The 18,749-nt window shown below is 46.6% G+C and carries 14 protein-coding genes; all 14 read left to right on the forward strand.

The features are described 5' to 3' along the window. The first annotated feature begins 95 nt into the window (after positions 1-95). Positions 96-689 (forward strand): hypothetical protein, encoded by a 594-nt coding sequence (locus AC4PM4_RS11655; protein ID WP_491613649.1) that lies wholly within the window; start codon positions 96-98, stop codon positions 687-689. A gap of 148 nt (positions 690-837) precedes the next feature. Beyond that, a complete protein-coding gene (locus AC4PM4_RS11660) occupies positions 838-1,110 on the forward strand; it encodes an alpha/beta-type small acid-soluble spore protein (RefSeq protein ID WP_491613650.1) in 273 nt (90 codons plus the stop codon). Between the two features lie 256 nt (positions 1,111-1,366). Continuing rightward, positions 1,367-2,569 (forward strand): methionine adenosyltransferase, encoded by a 1,203-nt coding sequence (metK, locus tag AC4PM4_RS11665; RefSeq protein ID WP_491613651.1) that lies wholly within the window; start codon positions 1,367-1,369, stop codon positions 2,567-2,569. A gap of 204 nt (positions 2,570-2,773) precedes the next feature. Continuing rightward, positions 2,774-6,580 carry an S-layer homology domain-containing protein gene (locus tag AC4PM4_RS11670; RefSeq protein WP_491613652.1) on the forward strand — a complete coding sequence of 1,269 codons (3,807 nt, stop codon included), beginning with the start codon at positions 2,774-2,776 and terminating at the stop codon, positions 6,578-6,580. A gap of 229 nt (positions 6,581-6,809) precedes the next feature. Next, the gene (locus AC4PM4_RS11675; protein ID WP_491613653.1) at positions 6,810-7,211 is read left to right on the forward strand and encodes a hypothetical protein; all 402 of its coding nucleotides are present in this window, start codon (positions 6,810-6,812) and stop codon (positions 7,209-7,211) included. A gap of 324 nt (positions 7,212-7,535) precedes the next feature. Continuing rightward, positions 7,536-10,259 (forward strand): stalk domain-containing protein, encoded by a 2,724-nt coding sequence (locus AC4PM4_RS11680; protein WP_491613654.1) that lies wholly within the window; start codon positions 7,536-7,538, stop codon positions 10,257-10,259. 47 nt (positions 10,260-10,306) lie between these two features. Further along, positions 10,307-11,467 (forward strand): sensor histidine kinase, encoded by a 1,161-nt coding sequence (locus AC4PM4_RS11685; protein ID WP_024631628.1) that lies wholly within the window; start codon positions 10,307-10,309, stop codon positions 11,465-11,467. A 4-nt stretch (positions 11,468-11,471) separates the two neighbouring features. Next, a complete protein-coding gene (locus AC4PM4_RS11690; protein ID WP_024631627.1) occupies positions 11,472-12,194 on the forward strand; it encodes a response regulator transcription factor in 723 nt (240 codons plus the stop codon). 325 nt (positions 12,195-12,519) lie between these two features. Next, a complete protein-coding gene (locus AC4PM4_RS11695; RefSeq protein WP_090903539.1) occupies positions 12,520-12,900 on the forward strand; it encodes a hypothetical protein in 381 nt (126 codons plus the stop codon). 527 nt (positions 12,901-13,427) lie between these two features. After that, entirely contained in the window at positions 13,428-14,798 is a 1,371-nt protein-coding gene (locus tag AC4PM4_RS11700; RefSeq protein WP_491613655.1) for a helix-turn-helix domain-containing protein, read from the forward strand. Continuing rightward, positions 14,795-14,956: a hypothetical protein gene (locus tag AC4PM4_RS11705; protein ID WP_310854004.1), complete on the forward strand. Its 162-nt coding sequence runs from the start codon at positions 14,795-14,797 to the stop codon at positions 14,954-14,956. The genes AC4PM4_RS11700 and AC4PM4_RS11705 overlap by 4 nt, the downstream gene beginning before the upstream one ends. A gap of 117 nt (positions 14,957-15,073) precedes the next feature. After that, positions 15,074-15,259, forward strand: a complete 186-nt coding sequence (locus AC4PM4_RS11710) for a Spo0E family sporulation regulatory protein-aspartic acid phosphatase (RefSeq protein WP_310854003.1) — start codon at positions 15,074-15,076, stop codon at positions 15,257-15,259. Positions 15,260-16,134: 875 nt separating this feature from the next. Then, on the forward strand, positions 16,135-17,385 hold the full coding sequence (locus tag AC4PM4_RS11715; protein WP_491613656.1) for a helicase-related protein: 1,251 nt from the start codon (positions 16,135-16,137) through the stop codon (positions 17,383-17,385). Between the two features lie 257 nt (positions 17,386-17,642). Further along, complete coding sequence (locus AC4PM4_RS11720) at positions 17,643-18,599, forward strand: ComF family protein (RefSeq protein WP_491613657.1); 957 nt, start codon at positions 17,643-17,645, stop codon at positions 18,597-18,599. Positions 18,600-18,749 lie beyond the last annotated feature (150 nt).

Genomic DNA, 18,749 nt, shown 5'->3' on the forward strand with positions numbered 1-18,749 from the left:
TTCCGAGAAATCGGGAGCGAGGTTTTGCTTGTCCCCACAGCATTTTTTCTCTATAGTTAAATTTAATAGATTTCCAGAGGAGGAAAATAAATCACATGAAACCTTATATGAAAGTATCCCTGGCTGCGCTGGCGATTGGTGTTGGTGTATGGGTTGGGTCTGTATACAGCAATACGGCAATAGGTGCAGGCACAAGCCAACCGGGAACAGCAGATGATCCGGTTGTAACGAAGAGTTATGTCGACCAGCAAATCCAGCAAGCGTTGGGTGGTAAAATTCCCGCAGGCAATGGTAACACGAATAGTGGAGGCAACAATGCAGGAACTGGCAATACATCGGGTGCGAACAATGGCTCTGCAGGAACAAGTACCACAGATGGAGATACAACACTTCCTCCACTAGTATCCGGTGCTTCGGATGCACTTGAGATCGTTATGGTGAAACCGGGCCAACAGTTGATAGGTGCAACTGGTGCGGAGTTCATCGTACGTAGCGGTAAGGCTGTGATTGTCAGTGAAGGTACGAATGGTGTAGCCGATCTGACGGACGGTGTTGATTTGACGAATGGTCAGGAAGCACCGAATAATCACCTGCTCTCTTTTCCAAAGGATGGTCGAGGCATTACAGTTCTCGATGGCAACAAATACAGTCTGACCGTTATGGTTCGCGGTGGATATTCTTTGAAGTAGTTTGAGCATTGTAACCTGAAATTATTCAAAATTAAGTAATAAGGATTGCTGAGATTACCCAGTTCTAACAAACATTAATACGGCTAGCCAGCCCTGTTCCTGCTCACTCTATAACTGTACACAACCAATAACCGGAGGTGCAGGAATCATGGCTAGAAACAACCGCAAAGTGGTACCCGAAAGTCGTCAGATGCTGGATCAGATGAAGTATGAAATCGCCGCTGAGTTTGGTCTGAATGTGGGATATGGGGGGAGAAGTTTTGCTGGTGCAGATACCGAATTTGGTTCTGAACTGGGTGAGGTAAGTGATCACTCTTATGGTCAGTATAAAGGCTGGGGCCATCTGACTTCCCGTGAGAATGGATCGGTCGGTGGAGAGATTACAAAAAGGCTGATTCGCCAGGCACAGCAGCACTTATAGGGTTTTTTCCTTATCCCAATCCGTTTGACACGTCTTGACAAATACGTTAAGATGGCATTTGAGGTACGCAGCCTTTTCCGCTAGGGAAAGGTTGATTTTTTTTGAGGCCATTACCTGAAAAATCCTTATCTTCGTAACTGCGGACCCTGCGTCCTTATTCCGCCCGGAAAGCTTTCGAGGGTACAGTGAACGAATCAACGTAAATGTTTTGTTCGGGCAATCGCCATACTACTCGTTATGGGAGGTTGAAACTTCAATGTCTATTAAAGGCCGACATCTATTCACATCGGAGTCTGTAACTGAAGGACATCCGGATAAAATTTGCGATCAGATCTCGGATGCCGTATTGGATGCGTTCCTGGCGAATGATCCAAATGCTCGTGTAGCGTGCGAAGTTTCCGTAGCTACAGGCCTTGTGCTTGTCATCGGTGAGATCAGCTCAGCGTCTGAATATGTTGACATTCCGTCCATCGTTCGTAATACGATCAAGGAAATTGGGTACACAAATGCCCAGTTCGGTTTTGATTACAACACTTGTGCAGTGCTCACTTCTCTTAATGAGCAGTCCGCCGATATTGCCCAAGGCGTTAACGCGGCTCTTGAGAACCGTGACCCTGAACAAGTTGCTCGTGAAACAGAGAACATTGGTGCGGGTGACCAAGGTCTGATGTTTGGTTTTGCAACCAATGAAACACCTGAACTCATGCCTTTGCCAATCGCATTATCCCACCGTATCGCTCGCCGTTTGGCTGAAGTGCGTAAAAACGGTACATTGGAATATCTCCGTCCGGATGGTAAAACTCAAGTAACGATTGAATACGACGGTGACAAACCGGTACGTGTTGATACGATCGTCGTGTCTACTCAGCATGCTGAAGAGACCACATTGGAGCAGATACAAAAGGACATCAAAGAACATGTAATTTTGCCTGTCGTTCCAGCTGAATTGCTGGATGAGCAGACTAAATATTTCATCAACCCAACAGGACGTTTCGTTATTGGCGGACCTCAAGGAGATGCAGGCCTGACTGGACGTAAAATCATCGTAGATACCTACGGCGGTTATGCACGTCACGGCGGTGGCGCGTTCTCTGGTAAAGATCCGACAAAAGTAGACCGTTCCGCGGCTTATGCAGCTCGTTATGTTGCTAAAAACCTTATTGCTGCAGGTCTTGCCGATAAAGTGGAAATCCAGCTCGCTTACGCGATTGGTGTAGCCAACCCGGTATCAATTAACGTAGATACATACGGAACAGGCAAAGTCAGCGAAGAGAAATTGGTTGAGCTTGTGCGTAATAACTTCGATCTTCGTCCGGCTGGTATCATCCGTATGCTGGATCTGCGTCGCCCCATTTACAAACAAACGGCTGCTTATGGTCACTTTGGCCGTACAGACTTGGATGTACCTTGGGAGCAAGTGGACAAAGCAGACATTTTGAAAGAGCAAGCAGGTCTGTAAGTTAACGATAGAGTCATTATTAGAAGTCCTTGGTTCGATATGGAATCAGGGGCTTCTTTTTGCATACATACATTTAGTGCGATAGATAAATATTTAAATCCCTTTTATTTCCTTTTATCTAAAAAAAAGAGGTCAGTTAACCGACATACATAATGAGGTCTGTACATCAGACAGGAGCAGAAATACAGATAAGGGGGAAGATCAGTGAATTTGAAGAGAACTGCGAAAAAAGGCATACTCGGACTCTTGATTGTCATGCTGACGGCGCAAGGTTGGCTGACCGGTTGGAGTGGAGTAGAGCAAGGCGCTTACGCGGCTAATGAATTGATTGCTAACGGAATTATAAATACAATTCCTGCTGTGAAGGGGGAGCATATTAATTCGTCAGCGCCATTAGTTATTGAATTTGCTAAACCCGTTCAAAAGGCAGCAGACACCCAGAGTGTTATATCCATTAAACGGGTTAACGATGATTCGTTGGTTTCTTCAGTAGCTGTATCCAGTCCAAATGTAACTGTTGGAACTACGGGGCCGATTGCAGATCCTGCGATTCCACCTACGGAAGATGGAACAACTACTCCTATTGCAGGTGCATATGTAACGATTCAACCAGAAACTCCTCTTCCAGGAGGGACATTTTACGTTCAGATCGATGCGAAAGCATTTGTTTATGCAGATGACAATACTGTATTTTTTGCTGGATTAAACAAAGAGTGGACCTTTAGAACCCCGGGTATAGGTTCTACTTATATTGTGAGTAAGGTTCCTCAAAACGCAGCTAATCAGGTAACGCCATCATCCAGTCTGACAATGACATTTAATCAGCCTGTAGATATTGGCGCAGGTAAACTTCAGATTTTTCAAGGGAACATTTCGGGCTCAGCATTTGAGGAAATCCCTATTACGTCTGGGGCATCACGAATTACAGGGCTGAAAACAAGAAACATCACGATTGACCCTGTTAAAAACTTCAATAGCAATAGTACATATTACATCGTGATGCCTGAAGGATTTTTGCGGGATATGAACGGGAATGATATTAGTGCAATTAGCGGTATGGATTGGGGATTTAATGTGCTGTCTGATCCTACGTCCCTCACGGTGTCCAATCTGTCTCCCGCAAACGGCACTACTAATGTGTCCTTGACAGGAACTTTAACGGTCACGTTCAACAAGGAACTAGACTTGAACTTCACGGGCAAAGCAGTTCTTAAAAAAGCGAATGGGGCGATTGTTGAGTCAACGACGAACATCAACAGCTCCAACAACAGACAGTTGCTTATTACACCAGTAAGCGCATTGGATAGCAATATGAATTATGTTGTGGATATTCCAGCGAATACTTTTCGTGATAAAGCAGGGAATACATTCGCCGGTTTGAGTGGTTCTACTTCATGGGCATTCAAAACATTAAGCAAAGATACAACAGCACCTGTGCTAAAGAACGCGAAAATGCACAGCAATAACACAATTCGCCTAACGTACGATGAATGGTTGTACAGCACTAATTCACTCAGTAGCAGTTATACAGTCACCGTAAATGGAGAGAATCGGAACGTTAGTTCCACCTATATTTCAGGTGACAGTGTATATGTAGTATTGGATACTGGGGTAGCGGTAGGACAGGTCGTGCGGATTGCTTATGCGCCTGGTACAGGCAATCGCCTTACAGATCAGTCTCTGAATGCTGCAGCTGCTTTTGGTGCACGGGATGTGGAAAACAGTTTGGACTCCGTCATGTCCAAGCCGCGAGAAGGTAGTGTATATTACAGTACAATTACGTTGTATTACCCTGAGACGGTATACATTACCTCAATTGATGCAGCGAGACAATTCAGCGTAACTGCCGATCAGTCAGCTGTAGGAATTAATAGCATATCGGTCAATAATAGCTCCGTTGTGACATTGAATCTCAGTCGATCTATTACAGATGGTGAAGTCGTTCGTGTTGCGTACACGCCAGGTTCATGGCCTGTAAAAGATACTCGTGGACAGGCTCTTGCTGGATTCAGTGGCTTCTATGTCCGAAATACGATTGATACCAAACCGCCTGAGTTCAAGAGCGCCGAGGTCAGTGGGAATAAGTTGTGGATGCGTTATAATGAACCGTTGAATACGTCCAACAAACCGCTCAATAGTCAGTATTCTATTTTGGTCGATGGCAAGCCGGTTTTCGTTACGAATTCCGAGATCGATGATGATCTGGTGACGTTGACACTGGCTTCAGCGGTGAAGGATACGCAAAATATATCATTATCGTATGTACCTGGGGCACTGCGGTTAACGGATCTGAATAATAACCCAGCAGGTTATCTCAATCTGACTCCAGTAACGTACACGTATGGTAATGGAAAGATTCTGTCAGCTACGCTACAAGGAGACACGGTTCAGATTAACTTCCGTGATACCATCCAGTCCCAGCCCGCACTAACGGTAACTCAGTTCAGTGTCGTGCTTAGTAATTCATCTACAACGGTAACGTCAGCTTCGGCTTCTGGCTCTGTGGTGACATTGAAGTTAAATACGTCTACTTCATCAGGAGCAACGACAGCTGCTCAGACGGGAACGGTGAGTTATGTACCCGGCGCAGTACCATTACGGGATTCATCGAATGCCACAATAGCTGCATTCGGTCCCCTTACGTTACAACCAACAACTACTAATTCGGGTGGTACTCAGTCGGGAGGACTTCCTTCCTGGTTGACGGCTGTAGATGCATCCAATTTTGGTCAGTCTTTGCTTGTGATGAACAATAATACAGCATCTAGTGTATCTGCTGTATCACATTATAATCGCCAAACTCGTCAGTTCAATGTGGACGCAACTAAACTAACTCAGTCCTTTGAATATGCTTCGACGGCTGGCAAGCTGAATCAGCCGATTGTGTTCGAGATTCCAGATAGTGAATCTTCTGCATATGTTGGATTTCCGTTAAATACACTGACTCAGATTGCCGCAAATTATCGCACGGGTACTCTTGGTGTGAAGTATGGCGATCGCCTCTGGACTGTACCGCTGTCCAATCTGAATCTGGCGGCTATCAGCCGAAGTGTAGGAAATATTGCGGTAACGCCAATCAATACGAGTACGTCGCCAGAAGCTGCTGCTCCGTCCTTATACGTTCAGTTGGAGACGGTACCTGTATCTTCATCTGGAACATTGGAAGGACTCATCGCGGGTGCGGGTGCTCAGAAGCTTGCAAATTATACGGATGTGTACGTGTTTGCCAGTAATGGAACCAGCGATCAGCGGGTAGAGCAAAAAATCATAAGTCAGTTATCCATGCTGTTGCCTGCAGGGACCTCTAAGGTAACATCTGTTTTTACTTTCATTGATCCGGTGACGTTTATGTTATCCAATGTGCCTAGTTCGTTTAAAAATACGCCAGGAGGTGTGGTTGTACAAGGACTACTGAACGGTAATCAATCGGTCATTCCGGTTAATCACATTGTTAGTTATCCGGACACGGCATCACACTGGGCAAGTACAGTAATTAATGAGCTTTCTGCAAAATGGATTATTAATACGCCTAACGGTTCATACTATCGACCGAATGATAATATTTCACGTGCAGAATTCGCTGAGTTGGTTGCCAGAGGTCTGGGGTTAAGCGGAGAACCAACGGCTTCAAGCCGTTTCCGGGATGTTCGTAGTGGCAGTATGACAAGTGCCTATATCGGTGCTGCAGCTGAAGCGGGAATCATTACAGGCAATACCGATGGTACCTTCAAGCCGGATCGTCCAATCACGCGAGAGCAAATGGCGATCATGATGGTTCGTGCGTTGAATTATGGTGGTCAACCAACTGCCTTGAATGCTTCAGCTGCATCAACATTAGCTAAGTTTAAGGATAATAAAAAGATCCAATCCAAGGATTCTGTCGCCAAAGCGGTGCAGGAAGGCATTATCCAGGGAATGACGTCAAAGACATTTGAACCTCAGGGGAATGCATCTCGTGCACAAGCAGCGGTAATGTTGAAACGTGTCTTGGATAAGTTAGGATATCTGTAAAAACGAGATATTAATAGCACTCATTTTATTCAGGAATGGTAAAGGTAACGATATGTAACAAGGTTGGAACATTTCAAGAAAGTTCATTTCTTGAGGTGTTCCTTTTTAATTTAGAAAGAGGAAAATGTTTACATTATTGTAGTTAGAGTGGTACGATAGTAGTGAGAAAATATATATGTGAAATTACACAGTGTTGGCATACAGAACGGATAGGGAGGCAAAAGATACGATGAAAATAAAGAAATCACTGATAGCTATATTAACTATAATGGCCGTAGTAGTAAGTATTTCGGGGGCTGTTTATATCGACGCTGCTAATTCTGCACAGAATGAAGATGGAGAGGAGAGAATTCAGACCTCCTATCCAGTAAATCAGGCAGGACAGACGTATGGAAAATTCGGGGATTTTGGCAATGAGTTTGTAGGTCCGGACTTAGTACTGGCTGAAGCAACTAATGGGGCTATTGGTTATGTTTTGGAGTCTGATTTACAGGGTCCAGATCACAAAACCCCTGAAGAAGCGTTGCAATGGCAGAGCCAGCAGAAGATGAATCGAAGCATACCCGTGTACGAGAAAGATGGAACAACAATTATTGGTGAATTTATCATGTCGAGATCATCAGGGGAATAATAGCATCATATCAAATGGAGTTACATGTAAGAGTCGATTGAGTTCCGGCAATAGTTTCAAGAGTCAAATCTAATCCAAGCAGACTTCTGATGTGCTGAACTAGGCATAGCTGAGGTCTATTTACTCTATACGTTATTCGTATAACATAATCAGAAGATGTCGCATAACCCAATAAATACCTGAATTCAGGCTTGGGGCGTAACTTTTTCCACAAAAAGTAGTCTATTAATAGAAGAGTATACTAGAAATCTCGCTATCTGCTGCCAAGTGGTAGAGATCGTGATATCTAAGATTGATATACAAGATGGGAGAGACGTTTCAAACATGCTGGGGAAACAAGGGAAACGGCTGAACGACGTTAAGGGTAGCAAGGCGAAAAAATGGGCGATTGTGACGCTGGCAGGCGTGATCTGGATTGCACCGGTTCTGGGAGCGGGACAACAGGTGTGGTCGGGAAGTTCATGGCAGTCGGTGGCTGCAGCAGCCTCTACAACAACAAGCAAATTGAGCGAAGAAATTCTGACTTCGGGTGCGAAGTTGATGAAATACAATTATACAACGACACGTTCCGGCTCAAAGGTGAACGTACTGGCAGATGTCATTCAAGTGGATTTGCAAAATCCCTATGTGAAGCTGGATGTCATGACAGGCAAGGGTGGCAATCTGAATAGTAAACAAAGCACGGGTGGCATGGCTAAGGAAAATGGTGCAGTAGCCGCCGTGAACGGCGATTATTTTAATGTATCCGGGGAACTTGCCCCAATTGGTGGACAGGTCTCGGATGGGGTGCTCGTATCTACTCCATCAGAGCTGTCAGGGATGTATGCCCTCACCGTAACCAAAGACGGCAAGCCGATGATTGATGAATATTCATTCGATGGTACCGTGAAGGCAGATGATGGTTCAACGTTTGCTTTGCGTGGGATAAATAAAGAGGACTACACGGTCGAATCGAGCTCGGTGAAGTACAGTCACGCCAATTCGATGTATATTTATACACCGGCTTGGACATCAACGAAGCGGCCGAATGATCCTTCCACAACACCAACTGAGGTACTTGTGCAGAACGGTGTGATCACCCAAATTTCGGATAAAAAGGCGTTAAACATGACGGTGCCGGCGGATGGGTACATTTTGCGTGCGCACGGAACGGCAGCGACATGGATTATGACTCACTTGGCGGTAGGACAGTCGCTGAATGCGGATTACAAGTTAAAAGCCAAAACGACGGGGGAGACCGTTGATCCAAGCAACCTGCAGATGATGATCGGTGGACATACCATTCTGGTGAATGGTGGCAAGGCGGCTACTTTTTCCCGTGATATTGCTGCTTCCGGCATCGGTGGCATTCGTGCGAGAACAGCAGTCGGCTACTCTCAAGATGGTCGTTATGTCTACATTATTGCAGCGGAGAAAAACAGTAACAGCAGCGGTTTGTCGCTGACTGAACTGCAATCCTTCATGACCAGCATTGGTGTATGGAAAGGCATGAATCTGGACGGAGGCGGCTCCACAACAATGGTAACTCGTCCGCTTGGCGAGGAGACAGCAGGGCTTACGTTCAACACGGAGTACGGTACAGAGCAGCGTCAGGTCGTAAACACGCTGGGCGTGTTCTCTACGGCTCCAGAAGGTAAGCTGAAAGGCTTTGCCGTGAGTGGCAGTCAAACGTTGCTGGTAGGGCAAGAGGGCAAGTATACAGCCAAAGGATATGACACTTACTATAACCCGATTGCGACAGGCGATATCAAGATGACATGGAAATCGAGCAACAACGGCATCGTGAGTGTAAGCAATGGAACGATCAAAGGTGTGAAACCAGGTACAGCGACGCTGACTGCAATAAGTAACGGTGCTTCATCTTCCATTAAAGTTACCGTGCTGGGCGGCAGTGAACTGGCTTCACTGACAGCAGGATCTGGCTTGGGATCGCTCCAAGCGGGTACAACGATTTCCATTCCAGTAACGGCGAAGACCAAAGACGGACAAAGTGTGACAGTTCCGGCGGATTCGCTGACATGGGAGTTTATTGGATTCAAAGGTAAAGTGTCTGCAGACCAATTAACAGTATCCTCCGTAAACGCTGGCGCTCAAGTTGGCTATGCGATCGGTCGTTATGACGGCTACAGCACGGTGGTTGTGCTCTCCGCTGCGGCAAGTGAAACGATATGGGAGAACTTCGAGAATGTTAGCTACCCGATCAACTTCACGACCAATGCATCAGGTGTAACTGGATCGGCTTCCGTGACAACGGGAACAGGTGAAAAAGCTGGCTCCAAGGTGTTGCAACTCAGCTATGACATGACGGCAGGAATAGGTAAAATGTATGCTTATGCCCAATTGAATGGTTCCACTGGCAAAGAGGTATCTGCAACTGCGACATCCATGTCAATGGATGTTATGGGAGATAAGAGCCTCAACTGGTTGCGCGCCGAATTTACGGATGCCAGTGGCAAAACGGTATATGCCGATCTCGCAAAGGCAATTGATTGGGATGGGTGGAAAAAGCTCAATGTGGATCTGAATGGGCTGAACATTGCTTATCCGGCGAAGCTGAAACGGGTTTATGTGGTGAATGTGGAAGAAGGTCAGGATGAGCGTGCGAAGACGGGCACGGTTGCTTTTGACAATATTGCTTTCACCATGCCATCCAAATCCAGTGAAGTGGGCTTGCCTACAGGAACTGCTTCATTAGTGCTTGGACAGAAATCCATGACCGTAAACGGAACGAAAAAGGCAATTGATGCTGCGCCAGTACTGAAAAATGGTACAACATATGTCCCAATCAAGCATGTATTGGATGCTTTTGGTGGGCAGGCGAGCTGGGATAGCAAAAATCAACGGATTACCGTTGTACGTGGTGGCAAGCTAATTGATCTGGTTGTAGGCCAGAAAGAATTCATTATCAATGGCAAAAGACAAAGTGCAACAGTAGCACCTTACGTATCTGGTGGTAGGACTTTAGTCCCTCTTAGACTCGTTTCGGAGCAGCTTGGACTGACTGTAAAATGGGAACAGAACACGAAGACCGTTACCATCTCATCGTGATATGGTATGATATATACCGGAAACGATAGAAATGGAGTCGAACAAACGTGGATTTACAAGCCGATGCCATAGACCGCGTCATAAAAAACGCCATACAAGTCATGGAAAACAGTAAATATCAAATGTTTGAGATTATGGACTCGACTCGGAATGAGCTAAAAACGCTGAACGAGGAATTGAAGTCGGTTTTGAAAGAGACGGCGGAAACGATCGAGAAAGTAGATCAATTGGAGCTTAACTATCGCCGCTCTCGGATCCGGCTAACTGAGGTTAGCCGCGACTTCGTCCGTTATTCCGAGCATGATATCAAGCAGGCGTATGAGAAAGCGACGCAGTTACAGCTGGATCTGATGATTTACCGTGAGAAGGAAATGTATCTGAAAGCCCGTCGGGATGATCTGCAGAAGCGTGCCAAAAATGTGGAAGCTTCCGTGGAGCGCGCCGAGACGATCGGTTCCCAGATGGGGGTTGTACTGGAGTATCTGTCGGGTGAGCTGGGTCAAGTGACCCGCATCATTGAATCCGCCAAAAATCGACAAATGATTGGTTTGAAAATAATTTTGGCCCAGGAAGAAGAGCGGAAACGTATTGCCCGTGAGATCCATGACGGACCTGCGCAGATGCTCGCAAATCTAGTACTTAGGACGGAAATTGTAGAAAGAATGCTCATAAAGCAGGATTTTAAGATGGTCCAGGCCGAAATAGTAGATTTGAAAGGCCAGGTTCGTTCGAGTCTTGGAGAAATGAGAAAAGTTATTTTCAATTTGCGTCCTATGGCACTGGATGACCTGGGATTGATTCCAACGCTTCGGAAGTACGTGCAGGATTTTGAAGAAAAAACAAAAATCCGCTCGCTTTTTGAAACGAGAGGCAAGGAACACCGTTTGTCTTCGGCAATGGAGGCTGCGATCTACCGCCTCGTGCAGGAAGGTCTGTCCAATGCTGCAAAGCATGCTTATCCCACTTATGTTGTAGTGGAAATTACATACCAGGCTCAGCTCGTTAAGATTGTCGTGCAGGACAATGGGCTTGGGTTCAAACCGGAGCTTCTTGCGAAGAAGAGCAAGGATCATACCCACTTCGGTCTGATTGGGATGAGAGAGCGGGTTGAACTGTTAGAAGGAAGAATAGAGATCGAATCCGCGGAAAATCAAGGAACCAAAATAGTGATTCATATCCCGACAAACGTGGATAAGGGAAAGGAGTAGCAGGATGGAAAACCGTGATACTGGTAAGGCATCAATTAAAGTTCTTTTGGCTGATGATCATCAGCTGTTCCGTGAAGGTTTGAAACGCATTTTAAATATGGAGGACGACATTGAGGTCATCGGCGAATGCGGCGATGGGATTCAGGTGCTCGAATTCTGTAATCAGGATAAACCGGACATCGTATTAATGGACATCAACATGCCGGTGGAAAACGGGGTTGAAGCGACGGAGAAATTGCGTGAGCTGTTCCCAGATGTCAAAGTGATTATCTTGTCCATTCATGATGATGAGAGTTATGTGTTCGAAACGCTCCGTAAAGGTGCTAACGGATACCTGCTGAAAGACATGGAGGCCGAGTCCCTGATCAATGCGATTCGTTCCGTTCATGAAGGGCATGCATTCATCCACCCTAAAGTAACTGGCAAACTGATCATGCAGTTGCGTCGGATGACGTACCTGAATGAGACAGGGGCAATGAGCGAGGGAGCTTCGAAGGAAGCAGGCGTTAAATTTGTCGCTGGCGACAATAATCCGCTTACTCGTCGTGAGGCTGAAGTTTTGCGTCTGATGGCTGAAGGTAAGAGCAATAAAATGATTGGTGAGTTCCTGTTCATCAGTGAGAAAACAGTAAAAAACCATGTCAGCAGTATTCTGCAAAAGATGGAAGTGGACGATCGTACTCAAGCGGTTATCAACTCGATCAAATATGGTTGGGTTACCCTCTAATATACGATTGTATTTAGATGCAATTTGATGTAGCAAGTATAGGATTCTGTTTACTCGCGCCCATTCCAGAATATTGGACTGGTTAGCGGGTTAATGGACTTTATTACTGCAAATGAGCAAAGTGTGAAGTTAGGAGAACTTATGTGCAAGCTTCGGCATGAATGAGTGAACGACCTGGCCTGTCTTCTTCGTCCTGTGTCGATCAGAATGGGATATGCGCGTACAGGATTTGCAAGTGTAACCCTTCGGGGAATGCAGCATATACTGCTGTATACAGGGATGTTCGCCATGGGTGAGCATGACCTTCCGAGGAGGTGCAGTTGCCATGGTTGCTCATCTGACTATGATTCTGCTCATATACTTCCTGGCGGCAATGGCCGTTCATGCCATGCACCAGCGCCATCTTTCCCGTCCGGACCCCGAAGGCTACGAGCAGATTATGCTCATTCCTTCCAATCAGGAGCAGCGGATTGAAGGTATTGTAAGAGCGCTTTGCCGGGAATTATTTTACCGTGGAAAGAGCTTCACATTGACGGTTGTCGCTGATCGTACGGAAGCCGAAACGGTTCGTATTATTGAGAAGCTTATGCTTAGGCAAGGAATGGAGTTATCCTACTTGTCTGCTGTCCCTACTGATATGGAACAGGGGAATCAGACCGGGAATCGTTCTATTCGCCTTATCGATTTGCGTGAGCCAAAGCAGTAGATGCTTTTTTTTGCAACAGTTGGGCTCATTCATCGTGCAAGCTGCTGAGACAGACTGGCTAAAGCGTGTCATCAGTCAGCATGCACTTTCAATGAAGTATGCCGGCTTGCCAAAATAAGCGTGAATTTCATCATGTTTGAGGTTAAAGATTACAGCTTATGCTGTAGTCTTTTTTTGTCATTGTAGCCAAGCTTGCTGTTAAATTAAATATGGGTTTTTATGCAATCTATGGTTATTGTCCCTGTTGGAGCCTTGTTGGGATCGCAGCACGAACCTTTTTGAAATTAGAACTCTTAAGTTAAAAGTATAGACGAGGCAGATTGGAAAAAGTTTCGCATGATCAAAGAAAGATTATCGCTACTCATTGAATTAGTAAATCGGGCTATCAAGTAGAGACGAGAGCTTTAAAAAGTGTGATGAGGAATGATCGTATACCTGTATTGACCATGGGTTTAATAAATCCTATAATGCACTAAATACTGTATATATGAATTGGAAATGGATTTTTCGGAGGGGGGTATCTTTACATGGAGCTACTGCATAAGACAATCCGTTCGGAGTTTATACGTTATATCAATGAAAACCAGATTCTGATCTATCATTTTGCAGAGAAATCAGGTATTAATTCTGGAACTTTGAGTAGAGTCATTCACGGTTCCCAACCCTTTTCCGTTAAAATTCTGGATATTATCACTGAACATATGGGGCTAGATGAAGGCTTTTTCTACGATCAGTATGTGGATGAGCTTTTCAATGATTCTTCGATGAATTGGAGACGACTTCGTCCGTTTATGATGCGTTGCTCTGAACTTGGGAAAAATGACTGCGTAGAACGGACTGTAGATATGATGATGGAGAATGCTGCCTACATTAAACCACTATTTGAGTTTGCAGAATTATTGAACGATGAAGGTAGAGTGACAACTGCATTAATGATATATCGCAAGGTTTGTGAGGCGGAACGATATCAGCATGCGGAAAGATTGGCCATTTGTCAGTATCGGATTTTTAAATTATCCATTAATGATGATCAACAGAACAACCTGGAATGTGCTGTACAATTTGAACCCTTTGTCGCAAGACTTAATGAGGTCGAACAACTGGATGCGTTGAAGGACCTGACTAATTTATTTCTTTCACTAAGAAGGTGGGACAAGGCGAGCAAAGTTGCAAATGAAATGGGCAGACTCGCACGCATTCAATATGAGATGAAACATAAACGAATTCGAACGGGTAAGAGTTATGATGAGCCAGCTAAACCGTTATTCGGTTACATTCTGTATGCCAACCTTATTCTCGGCTCCATTGCTGAAGAGAAAGATGATTACCAACAAGCGCTGTACCATGTATCCTGTTATGAAAACCATGATTGGATCAAAGAGAATAATACAGCAGCGGAGAAAACGAAAAGCCAATTTCGTGAATGGGCAAAAGCGAATAAATATCTGTATCAGCTTGTGTCGGGAGAAGTTCATATCCTGGATGAATATGTTGAATATCTGGCTACCAAAGAGAACGAGTTATTGCGTGGATTATTCAAAATTATGAAATCAGCACTAACATATAATTTGAACGTTGATCATGTATTGGAGCGATTTGAAGACACGATAATATTCTATACACAAGAACGAGTAACGGTAGGCTCCTATACGGATCAGATTATGGGGGATCGTTTTGTTCATTTTCTGGCTGATGTAGGAGACTATTATTTAAATACAGATCGTACTCATGCTGGGATTCAATATGTTTTAAATAGTTTGGCAATCTCAGCTAATATAAAAAATGAAAGATGCATGCTTCGATGCATATGTGCGTTCGATACCATTCGGCATTTGGCAACGGAAGACGAGCTTCATCAATATACGACATTGCTCAGGGAGGTTCGGAATACAAAATGAAGAAAAAAACAGTGATTCTGACTGTAATCCTTGCGATAGCACTGTTGCTTGGTGTACCCGTGAGTACAACATCAACATCATTTGCAGAAGAGGTAGAACCTACAGCACCAACTCCAATCGTCACAACGACAGATTCACATGGCGAAGGCGGATGGTAAACATTTCAGGGCACAATTTTGTTGTTCAAATACAAACAGAGTTGTGTTTTTTGTATTTTTTGCAGAAACCTATGTTTTTACATAAAAGGTTAAACTATTCATAGAGGTGAGATTTCTATGAGATATTCTGCGAATGATAACGAAGATGACTTGGAACGTGAAAGGAAGAGTTTATATGAACTTGTAGCCGTTTACGGATTACAACATCCTTTAGTGGTTAAGCAATCTGAGATATTGGATGAAATCATAAACCGATATAATAGAATGTTTCTTAGCCGACTTAAACAAAGCGGCACAAACTAGATTCAGAATAAAAAGCATAAGATGTGATTTACATAACCGATGCAAGTTTAGTTTGAAAGTTTAGAGTAATAAAAAGAGATGTTGTTGTTAGTAGAACTTGTGGGAAGGTTCCACAATTGATATAGTGATATTACAAGTAGATATTGAACTGAATGAGATATGGACATGAAGCACATGCTCCGACGAATAGTCGGTCTGCATGTGCTTTTTTGCGTTTTGGGACATGGAGGATGAGGGAGGAGAGCGAAATGAAGGTTGGGTTATATGTGTGCCGATTGAGAGAAGAGTGGAAGATGGTGCTGTCACTGGATATTCGAGTGGATGCAGCGTGGTGGCTTGAGGGGGTGAGCGGTCTTCGGGTGTTGCGATGGTTGCTGTTAGGCAGGGAGTTGCCTTTAAGTCAGGCCTCTTGGATGGTAGAGAATTTTGAGATGGAGCGGGGGATGGATCAGTGGGGAGAGGAGCATTGGCAGGCGTATATGCAGCGCAAACTGGAAAAGTACGAGCGGGCTTCCGGGGACCTGGAGGCGGGCAAAGCGGGGATTACTGCTGAAAGAGGTGCGGAAGTGGGCGGGATGCCAGAGCCGTATCCCGCCGGGGAGTGGGCTCAGCTGGAGCGGGGCGCTGCCCTGCTGGCTGAGCGGCTTCACGGCCGCCAATTGCTGGCGACCGAGGCAGAGGCGCTGCTGGCGGACACGTCGCCGCAGCTTGCCTCGGTTTGGCGCGCGGCTGCGCAGCTCGCGCACCTGCGTGGGCGGCTGAGCATAGCAGCCGCCCTGGAAGGGCCTGCCACGCGGCGGCAACGCCTCGCGTGGCTTGGTCGCGCGCAAAGCGCGCCCCGCTGCCGCCGATGCGGCAGCTTTGCCGGGCAGCGCGTGCCCTGCGCTGCCTGCGGCCTGGCGGCGTGCGCCTACTGCGAGGCTTGCCTCGCGCTGGGGCGCAGCCGTGCCTGTGCGCTGCTGCTGCGTAGCGCAGCGCCAGGGGCCATGCCACACGGTGCATCGCAGCGTGGCACGGCCGTCTCCCCCACCGAGGGCGGACTTGCCCGGTGGGGGCTCAGCCCTGCGCAGAGCGCGGCGGCTGCAGCGGCGCTGGAGTTTTTGGCCCAGCCATCCGCAGGGGATGGGCCGGGGCGGTTTTTGCTGTGGGCCGTGACCGGGGCCGGCAAGACGGAAATGATATTTCCTTTGCTCCAATACATATTGGAGCGCGGTGGACGTGCGCTTGTTGCTACGCCGCGCCGGGATGTCGTGCTAGAGCTTGCCCCTCGTTTGGCGAAGGCGTTCCCCGACATCTCACTCGCTACGCTATACGGAGGCAGCACCGAGCGCTGGAAAGACGCGCAGCTCACACTCGCGACCACGCACCAACTGATGCGTTTTTACCAGGCATTTGATCTGGTCATTATCGATGAGCTCGACGCGTTTCCCTACCATAATGATCCCATGCTCGCTCATGCGGCTGCGTCCTCATGCATGCCTGATGGTCATTTTGTGTACCTGTCCGCTACCCCGCCAGCTAGGCTACAGCGGGAAGCAGCGCAAGGAAAACTCACTCACGCCAAAGTTCCCGTCCGCTTCCACCGCCACCCTTTACCTGTACCGCGTTTACTGAAAATGGCTACCGTCGCTGAATGTATTCGAAAGGGAGAGCTACCCGCCACACTAAAAAAGAGTATTCAAACCTCTTTGCTGCGCGAAGCTCAAGTATTTGTATTTGTGACACGGATCGCTCAGATTGAGGCATTTGTAAATCTCATGCGTCGCATGTTTCCACAAATCCATATCGAAGGAACATCATCTCAAGATCCGGATCGTGCGAGCAAGGTTATTGCTTTTCGTGAACGGACTATACGTCTGCTTGTGACCACCACTATCTTGGAGCGGGGCGTCACCATTCCGCGCAGCGATGTATTTATTTTGGATGCGGACAATGGCCTCTTTGACGAAGCTTCTCTGGTACAGATGGCGGGTAGAGCGGGTCGATCTATGGATGATCCGGCAGGAAGGGTCGTCTTTGCATCATCCCGTCGTACGCGTTCCCAGATGAAAGCGGTGGCCCAGATCCAAAAGATGAACACCATCGCAAAACGCAAAGGCTACCTTCACCCGCCAACACATCAATAGATACTGAGGGAGGTTACAATCGGATGTCGAACTGGCTAAGCAGCATCACTGACTACGTGCACCAACTCACCGATCGCCTGCATGGATTACTCGCGCCACCCGGAGCGACTTGTCTAACTTGTGGTACCCGAGCAATATTGTCTCCGACCTACCCCGGTATATGTCTGCGTTGTGTGCAGCAAATTCCATGGATTCGTTCCATCCGCTGTCTGCGTTGTGGTCGAGGGATTGGCTGCCCGGACTGCGTCCGCCCACACATGCAAAACCGTTCTTTCATATGCAACCGCAGCGCCGTCCAGTATAACGCTCTAATGAAGGAATGGATTGGGATGTACAAATTCAGAGGCCACGAGCGCTACGCGCCACTGTTAACTGCTCTTATGATTCAAGCATTTCAAGCAATGAAAGAAGAACTCAACCCTGTTTTGGCAAAAGAAACCCTGGCCCCCTTGGCTTATCCCGCCACACCTGCTCAATACCAGGTGGCTGCCAATTCACATCCACCTGGCTCGAGCGCGTCAACAAACGAACTCGTTCACCGACCTAACGGGCGCGTAACAACGCCCGCGCCCGTTCACTTACCTACCGCGTTAGCGCCTGTGCATATACAAGCGCAACACAACAACCACAGCTCAGACGAGTACTACACGTACGCTCATCCCGGAGCAGCGACGCGCAACCGCCAGTCGCTGCTCCAAAACAATAAGCCGCGATGGCGGCCAGACGCGGTGACCTATGTCCCCGTCAGCAACGAACGCCTTGCTGAGCGCGGCTTCAACCAGGCCGAGCGGCTCGCAGCAGGACTTGCCGCAGCCGTCCGCCTACCTGTAGTTGATCTGCTGCAGCGTCGGATCAACACCACCAAACAAAGCTTCAAAACACGCGGCGAGCGTATTCAGACCATGCAAGATGCATTTGCAATGCAGCCGGATGGACTGGAGTTGATATATGACCTCTATCAAGCCAACTCTCAATTCGCGCAAAAGGAGATGCATTCACAGCCAGCTAATTCATCTACGATTGGACAAGGAGCCTCTTCGAATTTCAGACCAACAAAACAAGGTTGGGAAATTGGTCCCTTACGCTTGCTGATGCTTGATGATATTTACACAACCGGTAGCACCTTGGATGCTTGCGGACAGGTGATCCTGAACGCTGGATATTCTATTAACCTTCCAATCGAAATTTACACGCTGACTTTGGCCAGATCCTGACCGGAATATGAATATTACTTAATAAATGGCTATCATACTCAAATTATATGATGATAATAATTAATATCTTTTATATAGAAAAGAGAAAGTGCGTTCTTGTATGTACAGCGTCATCACTATTATGGATTTTCATATACATGTATATGATTT

This window comes from Paenibacillus sp. MDV22-iso6 (assembly GCF_058408365.1).

Excerpts from the sequence above, each read along its gene's own strand:
- AC4PM4_RS11655 (WP_491613649.1), top strand. The coding sequence starts at position 96 with ATGAAACCTTATATGAAAGTATCCCTGGCTGCGCTGGCGATTGGTGTT.
- AC4PM4_RS11660 (WP_491613650.1), top strand. The coding sequence starts at position 838 with ATGGCTAGAAACAACCGCAAAGTGGTACCCGAAAGTCGTCAGATGCTG.
- metK (WP_491613651.1), top strand. The coding sequence starts at position 1,367 with ATGTCTATTAAAGGCCGACATCTATTCACATCGGAGTCTGTAACTGAA.
- AC4PM4_RS11675 (WP_491613653.1), top strand. The coding sequence starts at position 6,810 with ATGAAAATAAAGAAATCACTGATAGCTATATTAACTATAATGGCCGTA.
- AC4PM4_RS11680 (WP_491613654.1), top strand. The coding sequence starts at position 7,536 with ATGCTGGGGAAACAAGGGAAACGGCTGAACGACGTTAAGGGTAGCAAG.
- AC4PM4_RS11690 (WP_024631627.1), top strand. The coding sequence starts at position 11,472 with ATGGAAAACCGTGATACTGGTAAGGCATCAATTAAAGTTCTTTTGGCT.
- AC4PM4_RS11695 (WP_090903539.1), top strand. The coding sequence starts at position 12,520 with ATGGTTGCTCATCTGACTATGATTCTGCTCATATACTTCCTGGCGGCA.
- AC4PM4_RS11700 (WP_491613655.1), top strand. The coding sequence starts at position 13,428 with ATGGAGCTACTGCATAAGACAATCCGTTCGGAGTTTATACGTTATATC.
- AC4PM4_RS11705 (WP_310854004.1), top strand. The coding sequence starts at position 14,795 with ATGAAGAAAAAAACAGTGATTCTGACTGTAATCCTTGCGATAGCACTG.
- AC4PM4_RS11710 (WP_310854003.1), top strand. The coding sequence starts at position 15,074 with ATGAGATATTCTGCGAATGATAACGAAGATGACTTGGAACGTGAAAGG.
- AC4PM4_RS11720 (WP_491613657.1), top strand. The coding sequence starts at position 17,643 with ATGCAAAACCGTTCTTTCATATGCAACCGCAGCGCCGTCCAGTATAAC.